Genomic DNA, 15718 nt, shown 5'->3' with positions numbered 1-15718 from the left:
CGGATGAATTCCCCGCCACAGCTGGAGCAAGGCATGCGCAAAAACTCGACGTCACGTCCTCGATTCACCCGCCTGGCCGCCACCATCGGGCTTGCCGCCTCGTTGCTTACTGGCACGCTGGCCATGCCGAGCCTGGCCCAGGCTGAAGGCCAACTGCGCATCGCCGAACAGTTCGGCATCGTCTATCTGTTGCTCAATGTGGTCCGCGATCAGCAGTTGATCGAGAAGCATGGCAAGCAGGATGGCGTGGATATCAAGGTGGACTGGACGCAGCTGTCCGGTGGCTCAGCCGTCAACGACGCGTTGTTGGCTGGTTCGGTGGATATCGCCGGGGCTGGGGTCGGCCCGCTGTTGACCATTTGGGATCGCACCCACGGCAAGCAGAATGTGAAAGCTGTCGCGTCCCTGGGTAACTTTCCGTATTACCTGGTCAGCAACAATCCCAAGGTGAAAACCATCGCCGACTTCACCGAAAAAGACCGCATCGCGGTGCCGGCAGTGGGGGTGTCGGTGCAGTCCCGCTACCTGCAATACGCCTCGGCGAAACTGTGGGGCGATGCCGAGTATGCACGACTGGACAAATACACCGTCAACCTGCCCCATCCCGATGCGGCTGGCAGCATCATTGCCGGTGGCACCGAGCTGACCGGGCACTTCTCCAATCCGCCGTTCCAGGAGCAGGAAGTCCAGGCGCCCGGCGTGCATGTGGTGCTCAACACTTACGACCTGCTGGGGCCGAACTCGCCTACTGTGCTGTTCGCCACGGAAAAATTTCGCAACGACAATCCCAAAACGTACAAGGCCTTCATTGAAGCGCTGAGTGAAGCTGAAGACTTCATTCGCAAGGACAAGGGCGCTGCGGCGGACACCTACATTCGGGTGACCAAGGCGAAAATCAACCGGGCGGCGCTGCTGAAAATCATCGACAACCCGGAATTCGATTTCACTATCACACCGAAGAACACTTATCCGCTGGCGGAATTCATGCACCGGGTCGGCGCGATCAAGAACAAACCGGCTTCATGGAAGGATTACTTCTTCCAGGACGCCAAACCGCTGCAAGGCGGCTAACGCAGGATTGAGTTTTATAGCCCTCGTTGCTGCCTGATTGGTGGCACGGGGGCTTTTTTTTCGACAGCCATTTTTGAGACCACTGAGCCAAATTTTCTGAACCCAGGCGTATTTCTCCCGGTCGCAAGACCAATCGAGTCGGCCCGTCGCTTGACGATGCCTGACTTGCAACGGGTCAACCACACTGGAGAAAAACCTTATGAAATCCTATCCTCGCCCGCCATTTTCTGTGGAAAAACAACCGGTGCCCGGCACCCAGCACATCATGAATCCGGTGCCTGACTGCGGCGAAGAAAGCTATGTCGGCCATGGCCGGCTGACAGGCAAGGTGGCGCTGATTACGGGTGCCGACAGTGGCATTGGCCGGGCTGTCGCCATTGCCTTTGCTCGCGAAGGTGCGGACCTGGTGATTTCCTATCTGGATGAACACGAAGACGCCAAAGCCACGGCCGAGTGGATCGAAAAGGCGGGCCGCCAATGCTTGCTGATCCCCGGCGACATCGCCGAAAAAGAGCAATGCCAGGCGGTAGTGGACAAGACCATCGAACGCTTCGGCCGCATCGACGTGCTGGTCAACAACGCCGCCTTCCAGATGAGCCATGAAACCCTCGAAGAAGTCGCCGATGAAGAATGGGTGCGCACCTTCGACATCAACATCACGGCGATTTTCCGGATCACCAAGGCGGCGCTCAAGCACATGCCGGAGGGCAGTTCGATCATCAATACCAGTTCGGTCAATTCGGACAAACCCAAGCCGACGCTGGTGCCGTATGCCACCACCAAAGGCGCCATCGCCAACTTCAGTGCCGGCATGGCGCAGCTGCTGGGCGAGCGAAATATCCGGGTCAACAGCGTTGCGCCCGGCCCAATCTGGACGCCGCTGATTGTCGCGACCATGACCGAAGACGACATCAAGAACTTCGGCTCGCAAACGCCGCTGGGCCGACCTGGCCAACCGGCGGAACTGGCGCCGTTGTATGTGCTGCTCGCGTCGGATGACGGCAGCTATATTTCCGGGGCGCGGATTGGGGTCACGGGTGGGACGCCGATTCTTTAATCTGATGCCACGTGATGGCTGCGGCCGTTGGAGGGAGCGAGAGGCGTCCGACTTGCACGCGAAGAACGATGACGCGGTGGATCTGTTCTATCGCACCGTCTGATTCGCGGGCAAGCCTCGCTCCAACAGATTTCGCCCATCAATCCTTCAACTCCCGGGTCAAGAAATCCAGGAATGCGCGGGTTTTCATCGGCACCCGGCGCGCCGACGGATACACCGCGTTGATGGAAATCGGCGGCGCCTGCCAGTCGCACATCACCGCTACCAGCCGCCCTTCAGCCAGCGATTGTTCAACGATGAAGGTCGGCAGCAAGGCGATGCCCATTCCGGCTTCAGCGGCTTGCGCCAACAGGTCGCCATTGTTGGCGTGCAGCGGGCCGGTGACATGGACTTTCTGGGTTTCCTTGCCGTTGCTCAGTTGCAGGCTGACGCCACTTTGCAGGTAGCCGTAATTCAGGCATTGATGCGCCGCCAGATCCCGTGGGACTTGCGGCGTACCCTGGCGAGCCAGATAAGCCGGAGCCGCCACCAGAACCCGGGGCGCAGGCGCCAGATGCCGCGCCACCAATGAAGAATCGGCCAGGCTGGCAATTCGGATCGTGACATCGAAGCCACCCTTGACCGGATCAACCTGCTGATCGCTGAACACCAGCTGCATCTCCACTCTGGGGTGCAGTTCGTAAAACTTGGGGATCAATGGCCCGAGCCGACGCAAGCCGAAGGACATCGGCGCATTGACGCGCAATACGCCGCGTATTTCACCAAGCCCCGTGCGGGCGCGCTGCTCCGCCTCATCCACCGAAGCCAGCACCTCACGACACGCTTCGTAGTATTCCGCGCCGGCTTCAGTCAGATGCAGGCTGCGCGTGGTGCGTTGCAGCAACTGGACGCCAATGGCTTCTTCCAGCGCCTGAATCTGTTTGCTGACTTTGGACCTGGGCACCGCCAGCGCTCGAGCCGCAGCAGCGAAGCCGTTTTCGCCAACAGTGGTGACGAAGGTGCGCATGCATTCAATACGATCCATGACCGTCCCTGAAATGGAAACAATGAGGCGCGACTTTAATTAAATGTTTCCGAAGTTGCCAATGTGAATATTCACTCAAGCGGCCTCTTGAGCGCTGCGCAGGCAATGTATGCAAGTGGATACAGTCCGGGAACTGGCAGATATGTCTTGGCTTACCCTGGGCAACAAGGTAATAATAAACATTCTCATTTACATCTTTTACGGAATGAATTCAGTGCTCACCCGACCGCGTTCTTATCACTGCGCCATGCTTGCCTTAGGTTGTGTTCTGCTGCCCACGCTATCCAACGCGGACGATTCGGTCACCGAATTGGGCGCCACTGACATTCAGGCCACAGGTGAATCGCAAAACGCCGGGTACACCCGGGCGACCACCAGCACCGCGAGCAAATCCGAAGTGCCGGTCAAGGATGAAGCACAGACCGTGAATTCAGTGACTCAACAGACACTGGATGACTATCAGATCAAATCGCTGAATGACGCGATGAAGTTCGTCAGCGGCGTATCGGAAACCAACACCCTGGGCAATAGCAAGGATGCCGTGATCAAGCGCGGCTTCGGTTCAAACGACGACGGGTCGATTCTGCGCGACGGCATTCGCTCGGTCGTGGGCCATAACGTCGGCGCCACCACTGACCACATCGAAGTGCTCAAAGGTCCGGCAGCGCTGCTCTACGGCGCGGCGGAACCGGGCGGCATGATCAACGTCATCAGCAAGCAGCCGCAGTTCACCCGGCAAACCACCCTCTCCGGCTCGGCCTTCAGCGAAGGCGGCGGGACTTTCGGCCTGGATACGACGGGGCCGCTGGGGGATACCGGGCTGGCCTACCGGTTGGTGGCCGAGCGCGGTAATGAAGATTACTGGCGCAACTATGGCACCCACGAAAACACGCTGGTCGCCCCATCGTTGAGCTGGGTTGGTGATCGCGCGAGCATGACCCTGGCTTATGAATACAACGACTATTCCAGCCCGTTCGACCGCGGTACGGTGTTCAGAAATGGCAGTCCGGCAGCGGGCAGCTACAGCAAGCGCCTGGACGAGAGCTGGGCGAAAACCGTCGGCATCAGCGAGACCGCCACGGCGCGGTTCGAATATCAGCTCAGTGACACCTGGAAAACCCGGGCGACCTACGGCTGGAACAACGACCGCTACAGTCTCTCGATCGCCCAGCCGACCAGACTCAACAATGGCACGCTGACTCGCCAGGCCAATGGTGGCCATTACGACTACGAAAGCCGTTACAGCGCCCTGGACTTCATCGGCGAACAGCAGCTGTTCGGGCAACGGCATGACCTGCTCGTGGGCATCGATAACGAAGCTTCGGACAAATATCGCGGCAAGACCTACCGCAACACGGTCACCCAGAACATCAACATCTACGATCCGCAGTACGGCAGGCTGGCCGAACCCAGTGTGGTCAGTGCGGCGCAGAGCAATACGCGAAACGAGCTGACGTCCACGTCGGTGTATTTCAAGGATAACTGGCACTTGAACCAGCAGTGGATTCTGGTGCTTGGCGGTCGCCAGCAGCATTACGATCAATACGGCGATCAGGGCCTGGGCAGGTCTTACCAGCTCAACCGCGACGACAACGGCGACACGTTCATTCCGTTCGCCGGACTGGTCTATCAGCCCACTGAAGCGCTGTCGCTGTATGGCAACTACAGCCGCTCTTTCGTTCCCAACGACACGGTGGACGACGTCGGCAATACCTTTGATCCAGAGGAAGGTCGCAGCTATGAAATCGGTGCCAAGTACAACCCCTCACAAGCCCTGAACATCAACCTGGCGCTGTTCGACATCGTCAAGAAAAACGTCGTGACCACCTCGACAATCAATGGCGTGAGCGTCGCTGAAGCGGCAGGCAAGGTGGGATCCCGTGGGCTGGAACTGGACGTTACCGGAAAAATCGCGCCGCGCTGGGACGTCATCGGCACCTACGCTTACACCCACACCGAGATTCTTGACGATCCGGACGACGAAGGTAATCGCCTTAATAACGCCCCCATGCACACCGCCAGCCTGTACCTGACTCACCATCTCGCCTTCCCGGAAACCACGGGGCAGTGGCACGCCGGCAGCGGCGCGCGTTACGTGGGCAAGCGTCCGGGTGACAACGACAACAGTTTCTGGATGGACAGCTACACCGTCGCCGACGCGTTCCTGCGTTGGGACCTGCCTACCCAGGGCTACAAGACACGCTTGCAGTTCAACGTCGACAACCTGTTCGACAAGCACTACTACCCGTCAAATACCGGAAGCGGCGAGCTGCAAGTCAATGTCGGTGAGCCGCGCACGGCACGGCTTTCGGCCAGCGTAACGTTCTAGCCCGCGATGCGTCAGTCGCAAGCATCTGCTGCAGGATGCTTGCGACAGGTCCCCTTCCTCATCCGCCTTGCCCGTCAAAAGAGATTCGCTACGACGGTGAACCTTTTTGCGGTTTTCCGGTCCCGCGCGCTAAAGTCTGTCCGCACCTGCCGATACAGGTTATAGAGCGCAGGAATCGCCCGCGCAGCTTCTGATGACAGACAGGCATTCAATGAACACTATTTTTTTGCTGGTTGAGCACGGTCGCGACCAAGGTGAAGTCTACATTCATGGCTGGTTCGACGATGAACGAGCGGCGAAAGAGACTGCTGATGCGATGGAATGGAAGGCCTACCGCGAGGAGTCCAAGCGCCAGCATCAATGGTCTTCCCAGCCTCTGCTGGCCCCCGACCAGACGCCTCATCGGCGCTTCTGGGTCAAGGGCATCGCCAAAATGGAACAGGCTTTCGCACCCGCCGCGATGATGCCTGCCGTGACCGCGTCCACTGCCGTTCACTGATCAAACGTTGCCGTCGCGGCCTCAGCTTCGCTCGGGGCCCGGCTTTTCAGACTGATCGGATTCTGACTGATCCGGATCGGGCAGCAACGCCTCGACTGCGGCCCTGTCGACACTGCGCGAAGGCGTCATCGCCACTGATTCGGCTAACTTGGTCGCCATCTGCCAGTGGCGCTCGTGATGGCCCTCGGGTCTTCCCTCGGTTTCCCAGATCATTGTCGCCAACTGACGTACGGTTTCTTCGTCGACGTTCATGTGCTGTGTTCTCCAATAAGATCGCGTGACATCGCCGGCCTTGGCGTGAGCACTGCGGCCAACCTTACGCCAGTTCACGAGCGAAACAATACGCGTCACAGGCTCGATCCCCCTGACGTAAAAAACGGGCCGGAGTTGCCGGTCGATGGTTCGGACATCTGGGCTGTCCCAAACGATAAGTGGAAACGGTAGACCCCTGCCTTTTCCTTCGAGTTCAGTCCGGTTTAGCTAACGACACCGTTCAACCCACTCGCCAAGCCAGACTTATTAAGTCGAAATAGCTATATACAGCTGCGGATAAGTGATTATTCATGCATAACAAAGCTTGATAGGGTGCGTCTACCAGACCACTGGCCGCCACGTCATCCCGAATGCCGACAATCTGGTCACTTGCCCTATGTCTAATTACCTCGACGCCGCACACCGCGCTCACGTCCTTGAGCTGCAAGCCTCCTGGACTGCCCGCAGCGACTGGCCCACCTGGCTGCTGTTGCTGGGCACTTACTCGGCGTGGTTCAGCCTGATTCATTACGCGCCGCTATTAGGCCAGACGCTGACGCTGCTGCTGTTGATTCCGGTCATCACCTTCTGGATGTCGCTGCAGCACGAGTTACTGCATGGCCACCCTTCCCCCTGGCGCTGGCTGAATAAGGCGTTGGGCTATGCGCCGCTGGCGATCTGGTATCCCTACACGCTGTATCGCGACAGCCATCTGCTGCACCACCGCGACGAGGAATTGACCCGGCCACAGATCGACCCGGAAAGCCGTTATTTCGACACGCAGGCCTGGCAGCGCAGCGGCACCTTGTGGCGCACGTTGCACTGGCTGAATAAAACCCTGTACGGGCGTTTGCTCGTGGGGCCGGCGCTGGCGCTGGGCGGTTTGATCATCGAAGAAACGTCAAGGTTGCGACGCGGCGTGCTGCAAGCCTGGCTGATGTGGCTCAGCCATGGCGCGTGCGTGGTCGCGGTGCTGGCGTTCGTCAAGCTGCATGGCGAGCTGCCGATACTCGGTTACCTGCTGTCCAGCGTGCTCGCCTTGGGGTTATCCATGGTGCGTTCCTACTACGAACATCGCCCCGCCCAGGCACCGGAACAACGTTCGGTGATCAACGAGGCGGGCTGGCCGTGGCGCTGGCTGTTCCTGAACCTGAATTTGCATCTGGTCCATCACGATCTGCCCGGCCTGCCCTGGTATTTGTTGCCCAAGGTGTATGCCGAGCGCCGCGAGGACTGGTTGCGCCGCAGTGGCCAGTTTCTGGTCAACGGCTATGGCGAACTGTTCCAGCGCCACGGCTTGCACCCCATCGACAGCCCGCAACATCCCTGGCATACAAGCGCGACAACTGATGTCACGCCCAAACGTCAGTCACTCTCGGCACGCGGCTCGACACTGAGCACTTCGCCAATCGCATAAAAATGCCCGCCTGCGATGTAGCGCACCGATGTGACTGTTCAAGCAACTTCTCCCGCAGGACGAACAGACGGCGTCGCGCCGTCGATAGTCGTCAAGCATGTCGAACGCGCGCAAGGCAGACAAGGGCGACGGGAATCAGGCGTCTGGGCTTATTGATAGTTCGGGGGCGTGGCTGACCGGGAAGTTTACCGAACGAGCAATGAAGCATTTCTCATGAGCGTTTTTGTGCAGAGTCTGAGCTTTTGCAATTTCAGACCCAGGCGCCAGAATCACCTTCGGACGCAAGACCACGGAGGTGAACTGACCCGCGCCGTCGCTCTGCTCGACCATGGTTCCTTGAGCGTTGTCCTCGTAGGCCACCACAACGATCCCGGCCTCAGCGCAAAGGCCAAGGTACCAAAGCTTGTGGCACGCCGCCAAGGATGCCAAGAGCAATTCTTCCGGGTTCCAGCGTGTGGGGTCTCCTCGAAAAGCGGGATCGGATGAGCCCTCAATGGGTACTTTTCCGTTAGCCGTGATTACGTGCGCCCGGCTGTAGCCCCGATAAGACGACGTTCCTGTTCCCTCGTTGCCGGCCCAGGTGACCTGGACTTCGTACGCGTGCGTTTTATCTGCCATTGATCCCTCTCGGAAAAGTTTTTCGATAAGTCTGCTTAAGCGGGCACTCAATATGTATCAGCGCGACTGATGCCGGGTATTGCTCATTACTATTTCTGCAAAATCCCGAAGGCGAACAGAATCGGTGCCAGAAGCAAACGAAACGAAACGTTGCTTCCAACCACTTCTCACCTAAGGAATACACACCATGAAAACTCCACTGTTCGCCGCACTCATGCTGGTCAGCGCGTTCGCCTCGGCCAACGACGATATCACGAACGTTGCCGCCGCTGAGGTTGAGCAATACACCTACTCTGAACCCCTGGACATCAACAAAGTCATCAGCACCACAACGGCTGAAAACGTTAACCCGATCCGCGGTACTGTTGAGTCGCGCATGGTGTACACCGATCACAAGGGTGTCATTCACAACCTCGAATACACCACCGAAGCTTACAGCGACCAGGACAGCTGATCGTGATTCGGGCACAGACGCAGCAGCGAATCCAGCTTGTCGCTGCCTCGTCCAACTTGATAGTCAGGCAGCCTCGCCTCCACGAAGCTGCCTGATTCATTTATTGCCCCTTCAGCTCATCGCAGATCAAAACGATCCAGATTCATCACTTTGGTCCAGGCGGCCACGAAGTCTTTGACGAACTTATCCTGTGCGTCCGAGCTGGCATAGACTTCAGCCAGCGCCCGCAGCTGCGCGTGGGAACCGAAGACCAGATCTACCCGAGTGCCCGTCCATTTCACCTCGCCGGTTTTGCGATCGCGCCCTTCAAACTCATCCGCGGCATCGGAAACAGGCTTCCACTCTGTGCCCATGTCCAGCAGGTTAATGAAGAAATCATTGGTCAACGCTTCGGGGCGATGGGTGAAAACGCCCTGTGGGCTTTGTTTGTAATTGGTGTTCAACACGCGCAAGCCACCGAGCAACACCGTCATTTCCGGTGCGGTGAGGGTCAGCAGTTGCGCCTTGTCGATCAGCAATGCCTCGGCCGAAAGGCTGAAGCGACCTTTGGCGTAGTTACGGAAGCCATCGGCCGCAGGTTCGAGAAAGCCGAACGACTCCACATCTGTCTGCTCCTGAGAAGCATCCATGCGCCCCGGCGCAAACGGCACGCTCAGGGTTTGTCCGGCATTTTTGGCCGCTTGTTCGATGCCTGCATTGCCGCCCAGGACGATCAGGTCCGCCAGCGAAATCTTTTTGCCACCAAACTGCGCCTGATTGAATTCGGCCTGAATGCCTTCCAGGGTTTCCAGCACGCTCGTCAGTTGCTCAGGCTGGTTGGCCTGCCAGAACTTCTGCGGTGCCAGACGCAAGCGCCCACCATTGGCACCCCCACGTTTGTCCGAACCACGGAAGGTGGAAGCAGCGGCCCAGGCAGTGGAGACCAGCTGCGCAACCGACAAACCGCTGGCTTGTAGCTTGCTTTTAAGCGCGGCAATGTCGGCCTCATTGACCAGCGCATGGTCTACGGCTGGAATCGGGTCTTGCCAGAGCAACTCTTCAGCGGGCATTTCCGGGCCGAGGTAGCGCGACAGCGGCCCCATGTCGCGGTGGGTCAGCTTGAACCAGGCGCGGGCGAACGCGTCGGTCAACTGGTCGGGGTTCTCAAGGAAGCGCCGGGAGATTTTTTCGTAGACCGGATCGAAGCGCAGGGCCAGGTCCGAGGTCAACATCGACGGTGCGCGGCGCTTGGACGGGTCATGGGCATCCGGCACGGTATCGGCACCCGCGCCATCCTTGGGTCGCCATTGATTGGCGCCCGCCGGGCTCTTGGTCAGCTCCCATTCAAAACCGAACAGGTTTTCCAGGTATTGGTTGCTCCATTGGGTCGGCATTGAAGTCCAGGTCACTTCAAGACCGCTGGTAATAGTGTCGGGACCTTTGCCCGTACCAAAACTGTTCTTCCAGCCCAGGCCCTGCTGTTCCAGGCCAGCGGCTTCCGGTTCAGCACCGACATTGTCCGCAGGCCCGGCGCCGTGAGTCTTGCCAAAGGCGTGACCGCCCGCGATCAGCGCGACGGTTTCTTCGTCGTTCATTGCCATGCGACCGAATGTTTCGCGGATATCTTTTGCCGATGCCACAGGATCCGGGTTGCCTTCCGGCCCTTCAGGGTTAACGTAGATCAGGCCCATTTGCACGGCAGCGAGGGGATTTTCCAGATTGCGGCCCTGATTGTCGGTGCGACTTTCTTCGCTACCGTGTTTGTCCGCTTCGGCCACCAGCACGCCTTCGCCCGGCGGCTGCGCTTCCTTGCCGTAACGGGTGTCCCCGCCCAGCCAGGTTTTTTCAGAACCCCAATAGATGTCCTCATCAGGCTCCCAGACGTCCGGACGCCCGCCCGAGAAACCGAAGGTCTTGAAGCCCATGGATTCCAGCGCGACGTTGCCGGTGAGCACGATCAGGTCGGCCCAGGAAATCTTGCGTCCATACTTTTGCTTGACCGGCCAGATCAGCCGGCGTGCCTTGTCGAGACTGACGTTATCCGGCCAACTGTTGAGTGGCGCAAAACGCTGTTGTCCGGCACCGGCACCGCCGCGACCGTCACCGGTCCTGTAGGTACCCGCGCTGTGCCAGGCCATGCGAATGAACAGCGGCCCATAATGACCAAAGTCCGCTGGCCACCAGTCCTGGGACTCGGTCATCAGCGCTTGCAGGTCCTGCTTGACCGCTGCCAGGTCGAGGCTCTTGAACGCCTCGGCATAGTTGAAGTTCTCGCCCATGGGATCGGACAAGGACGAGTGCTGGTGGAGAATTTTCAGGTTCAGCTGATTCGGCCACCAGTCGCGATTGGTGGTGCCGCTGCCAGCCGCTTGACTGAACGGACATTTCGATTCATTTGCCATGTGCGAGCTACCTTAGGTCGTGTTCATCCCATTGCCCGGGCCGGTCTGAGCGACGGGGTAAAGATGAATAGAATCAATGGCACGGGACCAGCTGCTGGCTTATCTACCGTTGTGTCCACACGATAATTCTTGATAACGGCAATCAACTTGCCTAGGGGGCGGTCCACGGTGGCAGAGCAGGCGTCTGACTCATGCCTCTCTCCTGCTATCAGGTCAACCGATGGCCTGCGCCAACGGTAGATCAAGCCTAGTCGCGTCCTGTGAAGGTTTCTAATAGACGCAGCATTAATTGTTGATAGTCAGACTCTGTTAGCTGGCCGCGTATTCAACCGCTGTTCAAGCGTTGTCATGCCCCCGGCGAGTAAACGAGTATCGGTCGATGTCGGTTCGCAGCTGCCAGCCCTGGCCTTGCCAATACTGCGCAGCAGCTGCGTTGGTTTTGAACACATCAAGGTGACATTTAAGGATGCCCTGCGCCTCAAGACTCGACAGGCCACGCTGAACCAGTGATTTGGCAATCCCTTGCCGGCGATATTCAGGAAGCACCACCAGGTGCTGCAGATAACCCCGTCGACCGTCATGTCCGCACATCACGCAGCCGCCCAGCGCCTCGCCGACTTCGGCGACGAAACTCATTTGCGGATTGCGTAGCAGGTAACGCGCGGTCGCCTCACGAGAATCGGCATCACGTAACGAGATGCCTGGAGTCTTGCTCATGAGGTCGATGACCGCATCGTAATCGGCGATGGTCATGACGCGGATAGTGAACATTGGGTTGAGCCTGTCGATGGATGTGAGGCTGGCAGATTAGCACTCGTTGGAGCGAAGCTTGCCCGCGAAACAGTGGCCTCGGTGAACCAGACACTGCGCGGTATCGTTCTTCCCGGACAAGTCCGGTCCTACCGAATCTGTGCAAACCCGGTAGGAGGGGACTTGTCCCCGAGACGCCTGCCCCGCCCACTTCAATCCACCTGCCCCACCTTCATTGCCTGCGCCAACGCGGGTTTGTGGAGCACCGAATCCGACCCTCAACCCGTCCTCCGATACCTGCCAGGTATCAACCCAGACCCATTGAATATTGGACCCTTGGTCAGAAGGAGTGCGATCTTGGGTCGCAAAACCATGCCCCGCTCGCCTGATTGCGAGCCCCAAGGAACCTCAATGCCGACAATCTCTCTGCCTGACGGCGATCTCTACTACCAGCTGGACGGTCCGCAATCCGCACCGGTCTTGCTGCTCTCCAATTCCCTCGGCACCCACTTGGGCATGTGGGACGCGCAAATCCCGGCTCTGAGCGAGCACTTCCGGGTATTGCGGTATGACACGCGGGGCCATGGCCAGTCGCTGGTCAGCACCGGCCCTTACACCATCGAACAAAACGGCCGCGACGTGCTCGGGTTGCTGGATGCGCTGGGTATCCAACACGTTGATTTCTGCGGCTTGTCGATGGGTGGCCTGATCGGGCAATGGCTGATGCTCAATGCGCCGCAGCGGCTCAAACGGGTGGTGCTGTGCAACACCGCTGCGAAAATCGCCAGCCCCGAAGTATGGAATCCACGCATTGAAGCAGTCCTTCGCGATGGCCCCGCAGCCATGCACGCCCTGCGTGACGCGACCCTTTCCCGCTGGTTCACACCGCGCTTCGCCGAAACCCGGCCTGAGCAAGTAAACCGCCTGGTCGAGATGCTCGCCAACACTTCGCCGACGGGTTACGCCGCCAACTGCGCAGCGGTACGTGACGCAGATTTTCGCGAGCAGTTCGCGACGGTACGCTTGCCGGTGTTGGTGATCAGCGGCGACCAGGACCCGGTGACTACCGTGGCGGATGGAGATTTTCTGGTGAACGCAATCAAAGGCACTAAAGGGGTGGTATTAAATGCGGCACACCTGTCGAACGTGGAAGCGGATCAAGCCTTTACCGCCGCGGTTCTGGATTTCCTCCTGAGTTAACCCTCGGATCATGTGCCCGCAATTTCCATTGTTCCCAGCAGCGCATCGAAAGATTGAGCATCCATCGGCCGGTTCAGGAAATAACCCTGACCTTCATCGCAGCAAACGGCTTTGAGCAGTTCAAGATGCTCGGCTGTTTCAATGCCTTCGGCCGTTACCGTCAGGGACAATGCACGCCCCAGGCCGACGATGGCCCGGATAATGGACTGGTCATCTGCGCTGGCGCCCAGGCGATTGAGGAAGCTGCGGTCGATCTTGAGGCCATCGAACGGGAACGAGCGCAGATAGCTCAGCGAGGAATATCCCGTGCCGAAATCGTCCATGGACAGCCGCACGCCAAGCCGTTTAAGGGCATGCATGACCTCCAGCGCACCCGGGGCGTCGTCGAGCATGACGCTTTCGGTGACTTCCAGTTCGACCCGGGACGGATCGATCCCGGTGTCGGCCAGCGTTTGCTGAATCCGCTCGACCAGATTGCCGCGCTGAAACTCTGTCGGCGACAGGTTTACTGATACGAATAGTTCTTCGGGCCAGTCGGCTGCGGACTGGCAAGCGGTAGTCAGCACCCAGTTGCTCAACGGCAGAATCAGCCCGGTTTCCTCGGCGATAGGGATAAATGTGTCTGGCGGTATCAGACCGCGCTGCGGGTGCTGCCAGCGCACCAGCGCCTCGGCCCCCACCATCCGGCCATCGGCAATGCGGTAGCGCGGCTGGAAGTGCAGGCGAAGTTCGCCGTTTCTGATGGCATAGCGCAGATCGTTTTCCAGCCGCCGACGCTCGATAATCCGGGCATTCATGTCATCGGCAAAAAAGCGCCAGGTGTTGCGGCCACCGGCCTTCGCCTCGTACAAGGCCATATCCGCGTAGCGCAGCAGTTCGGCTGCCAGGGACGCATCGTTGGGGGCCATGGCGATGCCAATGCTGGCGCTGATGAAAATATCCTGTTCATCGATGTCTATAGGCTGTTCGATGGAGTCGATCAACCGTCGGCACAAGGCTTCGACGCCTTCCTGGGAACTGATATCGGTGAGGATCAGCACGAACTCGTCACCGCCGATCCGCGCAACCAGATCGCCACCGCGAAGGCACTCTGCCAGACGCCGCGAAACCTCGTTGAGCACCCGATCACCGGCGGCGTGGCCAAGCAGGTCGTTGACCGGTTTGAATCGGTCAAGGTCCAGACTGAGCATCACCAGCGGTTGCTCCTGGGTTGGCATTGCCTTGAGTTTTCCGTCCAGAAACTCCTGTAGCCGTATCCTGTTCGGCAACCCGGTCAGTGCATCATGTTGAGACAGGAACTCGATGCGCCGCCGGGCTTCGACTTCCTCTGTGACATCCGTTGCAGTGCCACGAAAACCATTACCGGGCAGTTCACGAGCAGACAAACGAGTGATTCTTGCATGCCCCCTGATATCCAGGTAATTGCACTGGAGGCTGATGCAGGGCCTGCGATTGGGAATGCTCAGGCACTGCGATAAAGCGCCAAGTTCGGTGTGCAGCAAATCGTCAATGGCTGCGCCAATCCAGTCCTGCCTGGACAGGCCGGTGACGATTTCAAAACGTTCGGACAGGTAAGTGAAGCGCCAGTCAGCATCGATTTCCCATATCCAGTCAGAACTGGCTTCGACCACATCACGAAAGCGCGCTTCGCTGGTGGCCAGCGCCTGTTGACTGGCTTGCAGCGAGGCAAAGCTTGCATCCAGGGCTCGTGCGGCAACGGTCGTACGCCGCAAAATCGCCCACGTCATCAGCCAGACCAGCAACGCGGCGATACCGATCACGGGCAGCACAAGCCCCAGCAGTTGCTGGCCAGGTTTGGGTGGTTGCCAATGTAATGCACCTGCCGAACCCTTCTCACCCAAGGGTAAAATTGAAGTCTCATGGGTTTCGTCAGAGGTTGAGATGTGCAGCCCGTCAACCCCATAGTCGTTGCCGATCGCTGCAAGCCTGCTGCTGTCGAGCATTTCCACGAAAATCAGCACCGATGGCAGTCCATCGTCCGACACCACGGTCGGATCCGTACCCGGCGTAATCGCGGCGGCCGCTACCAGAGCAGGCACCCCGCCCACATTGATGAAGGTCGTAAGCGGGGTTTCATTCTCCGCGCCGGCACGAGCGCGATCGAGAATCGCGTCAATGGGTTGCGCCAGCCACTGCGCGATATCCATGGTCTGCATAACGCCATTGATGACTGAGTAAGCGGTTCGATTGGCGGCATCGACCACGAACAATCCCTGAAAGCCGAAGTCCTCATAAAGGGTCGGACCCACGTTTTGCCGCACGAACGCCCAGTCGGTATCAACCCGGGTGTGCAAATGCTTGTAGGCGTCACCCCAGAAAGCGTAGTCCTTGACGGTCAAGAGCAAGGACTTTTCCAGTGATTGCACAGCCTTGCGGGTGTAGAAGGCACTTTCTGCTTCTTCAATGGTGTCGAGATTGTGCGCCACGTAAACGAGCAGACCGCTGGCCAGCAAGATCACCGCCGCCAGCAGCCCGGCAAATTTGAACAACGAAGCCCGCGCCAGCGCTACGCTGGAGCGGTTCTGCAGCGGATGGGCAACAGGTTGCGGGGCGGATTTGGGCATGTAACTCCAGGCGCATGACGTAAAACGAAGAGTCGATAACAGCGTATCGGCCGACTTCGTTTATCGTTGAGCCTTGCCAGA

Annotated in this window: 12 protein-coding genes and 1 pseudogene; 7 read left to right on the top strand and 6 right to left on the bottom strand. The window is 58.8% G+C overall.

Translation table 11 applies throughout. The annotated features are described in order from the left end of the window. Nucleotides 1-33: 33 nt before the first annotated feature. Together CFII64_RS08065 and CFII64_RS08060 are read left to right on the top strand one after the other, a co-directional pair. Nucleotides 34-1071: an ABC transporter substrate-binding protein gene (locus tag CFII64_RS08065; protein WP_020290298.1), complete on the top strand. Its 1038-nt coding sequence runs from the start codon at nucleotides 34-36 to the stop codon at nucleotides 1069-1071. A 199-nt stretch (nucleotides 1072-1270) separates the two neighbouring features. Next, nucleotides 1271-2128 carry a glucose 1-dehydrogenase gene (locus tag CFII64_RS08060; RefSeq protein ID WP_020290297.1) on the top strand — a complete coding sequence of 286 codons (858 nt, stop codon included), beginning with the start codon at nucleotides 1271-1273 and terminating at the stop codon, nucleotides 2126-2128. Between the two features lie 139 nt (nucleotides 2129-2267). Here the strand turns inward: CFII64_RS08060 and CFII64_RS08055 are convergent, their stop codons facing one another. After that, nucleotides 2268-3152: a LysR family transcriptional regulator gene (locus CFII64_RS08055; protein ID WP_020290296.1), complete on the bottom strand. Its 885-nt coding sequence runs from the start codon at nucleotides 3150-3152 to the stop codon at nucleotides 2268-2270. A gap of 205 nt (nucleotides 3153-3357) precedes the next feature. Between CFII64_RS08055 and CFII64_RS08050 the strand changes: the two genes are divergently transcribed. Together CFII64_RS08050 and CFII64_RS08045 are read left to right on the top strand one after the other, a co-directional pair. Next, nucleotides 3358-5481 (top strand): TonB-dependent siderophore receptor, encoded by a 2124-nt coding sequence (locus CFII64_RS08050; RefSeq protein WP_154232422.1) that lies wholly within the window; start codon nucleotides 3358-3360, stop codon nucleotides 5479-5481. Nucleotides 5482-5692: 211 nt separating this feature from the next. Continuing rightward, on the top strand, nucleotides 5693-5980 hold the full coding sequence (locus tag CFII64_RS08045; RefSeq protein ID WP_020290294.1) for a hypothetical protein: 288 nt from the start codon (nucleotides 5693-5695) through the stop codon (nucleotides 5978-5980). Nucleotides 5981-6108: 128 nt separating this feature from the next. Here CFII64_RS08045 and CFII64_RS30485 read toward each other — a convergent pair. After that, a pseudogene (locus CFII64_RS30485) lies at nucleotides 6109-6232 on the bottom strand (DUF2934 domain-containing protein); the annotation flags it as partial. 397 nt (nucleotides 6233-6629) lie between these two features. On the opposite strand from CFII64_RS30485, the gene CFII64_RS08035 reads away from it, so the two are divergent. Continuing rightward, entirely contained in the window at nucleotides 6630-7649 is a 1020-nt protein-coding gene (locus CFII64_RS08035) for a fatty acid desaturase (protein WP_020290292.1), read from the top strand. Nucleotides 7650-7784: 135 nt separating this feature from the next. On the opposite strand, the gene CFII64_RS08030 is transcribed toward CFII64_RS08035, so the two are convergent. Beyond that, nucleotides 7785-8267, bottom strand: coding sequence for an OsmC family protein (locus CFII64_RS08030; protein ID WP_020290291.1), 483 nt, complete (start codon nucleotides 8265-8267; stop codon nucleotides 7785-7787). 187 nt (nucleotides 8268-8454) lie between these two features. Here CFII64_RS08030 and CFII64_RS08025 point away from each other — a divergent pair, with 187 nt between their 5' ends. Continuing rightward, nucleotides 8455-8721, top strand: a complete 267-nt coding sequence (locus CFII64_RS08025) for a DUF2790 domain-containing protein (RefSeq protein ID WP_020290290.1) — start codon at nucleotides 8455-8457, stop codon at nucleotides 8719-8721. Nucleotides 8722-8837: 116 nt separating this feature from the next. On the opposite strand, the gene katG is transcribed toward CFII64_RS08025, so the two are convergent. After that, nucleotides 8838-11102, bottom strand: coding sequence for a catalase/peroxidase HPI (katG, locus tag CFII64_RS08020; protein ID WP_020290289.1), 2265 nt, complete (start codon nucleotides 11100-11102; stop codon nucleotides 8838-8840). Nucleotides 11103-11438: 336 nt separating this feature from the next. Beyond that, nucleotides 11439-11873 (bottom strand): GNAT family N-acetyltransferase, encoded by a 435-nt coding sequence (locus CFII64_RS08015; RefSeq protein WP_020290288.1) that lies wholly within the window; start codon nucleotides 11871-11873, stop codon nucleotides 11439-11441. A 390-nt stretch (nucleotides 11874-12263) separates the two neighbouring features. Between CFII64_RS08015 and pcaD the strand changes: the two genes are divergently transcribed. Next, a complete protein-coding gene (gene pcaD, locus CFII64_RS08010; RefSeq protein WP_020290287.1) occupies nucleotides 12264-13052 on the top strand; it encodes a 3-oxoadipate enol-lactonase in 789 nt (262 codons plus the stop codon). 8 nt (nucleotides 13053-13060) lie between these two features. Here pcaD and CFII64_RS08005 read toward each other — a convergent pair whose 3' ends face one another. Continuing rightward, entirely contained in the window at nucleotides 13061-15637 is a 2577-nt protein-coding gene (locus tag CFII64_RS08005; RefSeq protein WP_020290286.1) for an EAL domain-containing protein, read from the bottom strand. Between the last annotated feature and the right edge of the window lie 81 nt (nucleotides 15638-15718).

The sequence above is a fragment of the Pseudomonas sp. CFII64 genome, assembly GCF_000416235.1.
Classification (GTDB): Bacteria; Pseudomonadota; Gammaproteobacteria; order Pseudomonadales; family Pseudomonadaceae; genus Aquipseudomonas.
This window is presented reverse-complemented; position numbering and strand designations above follow the sequence as displayed.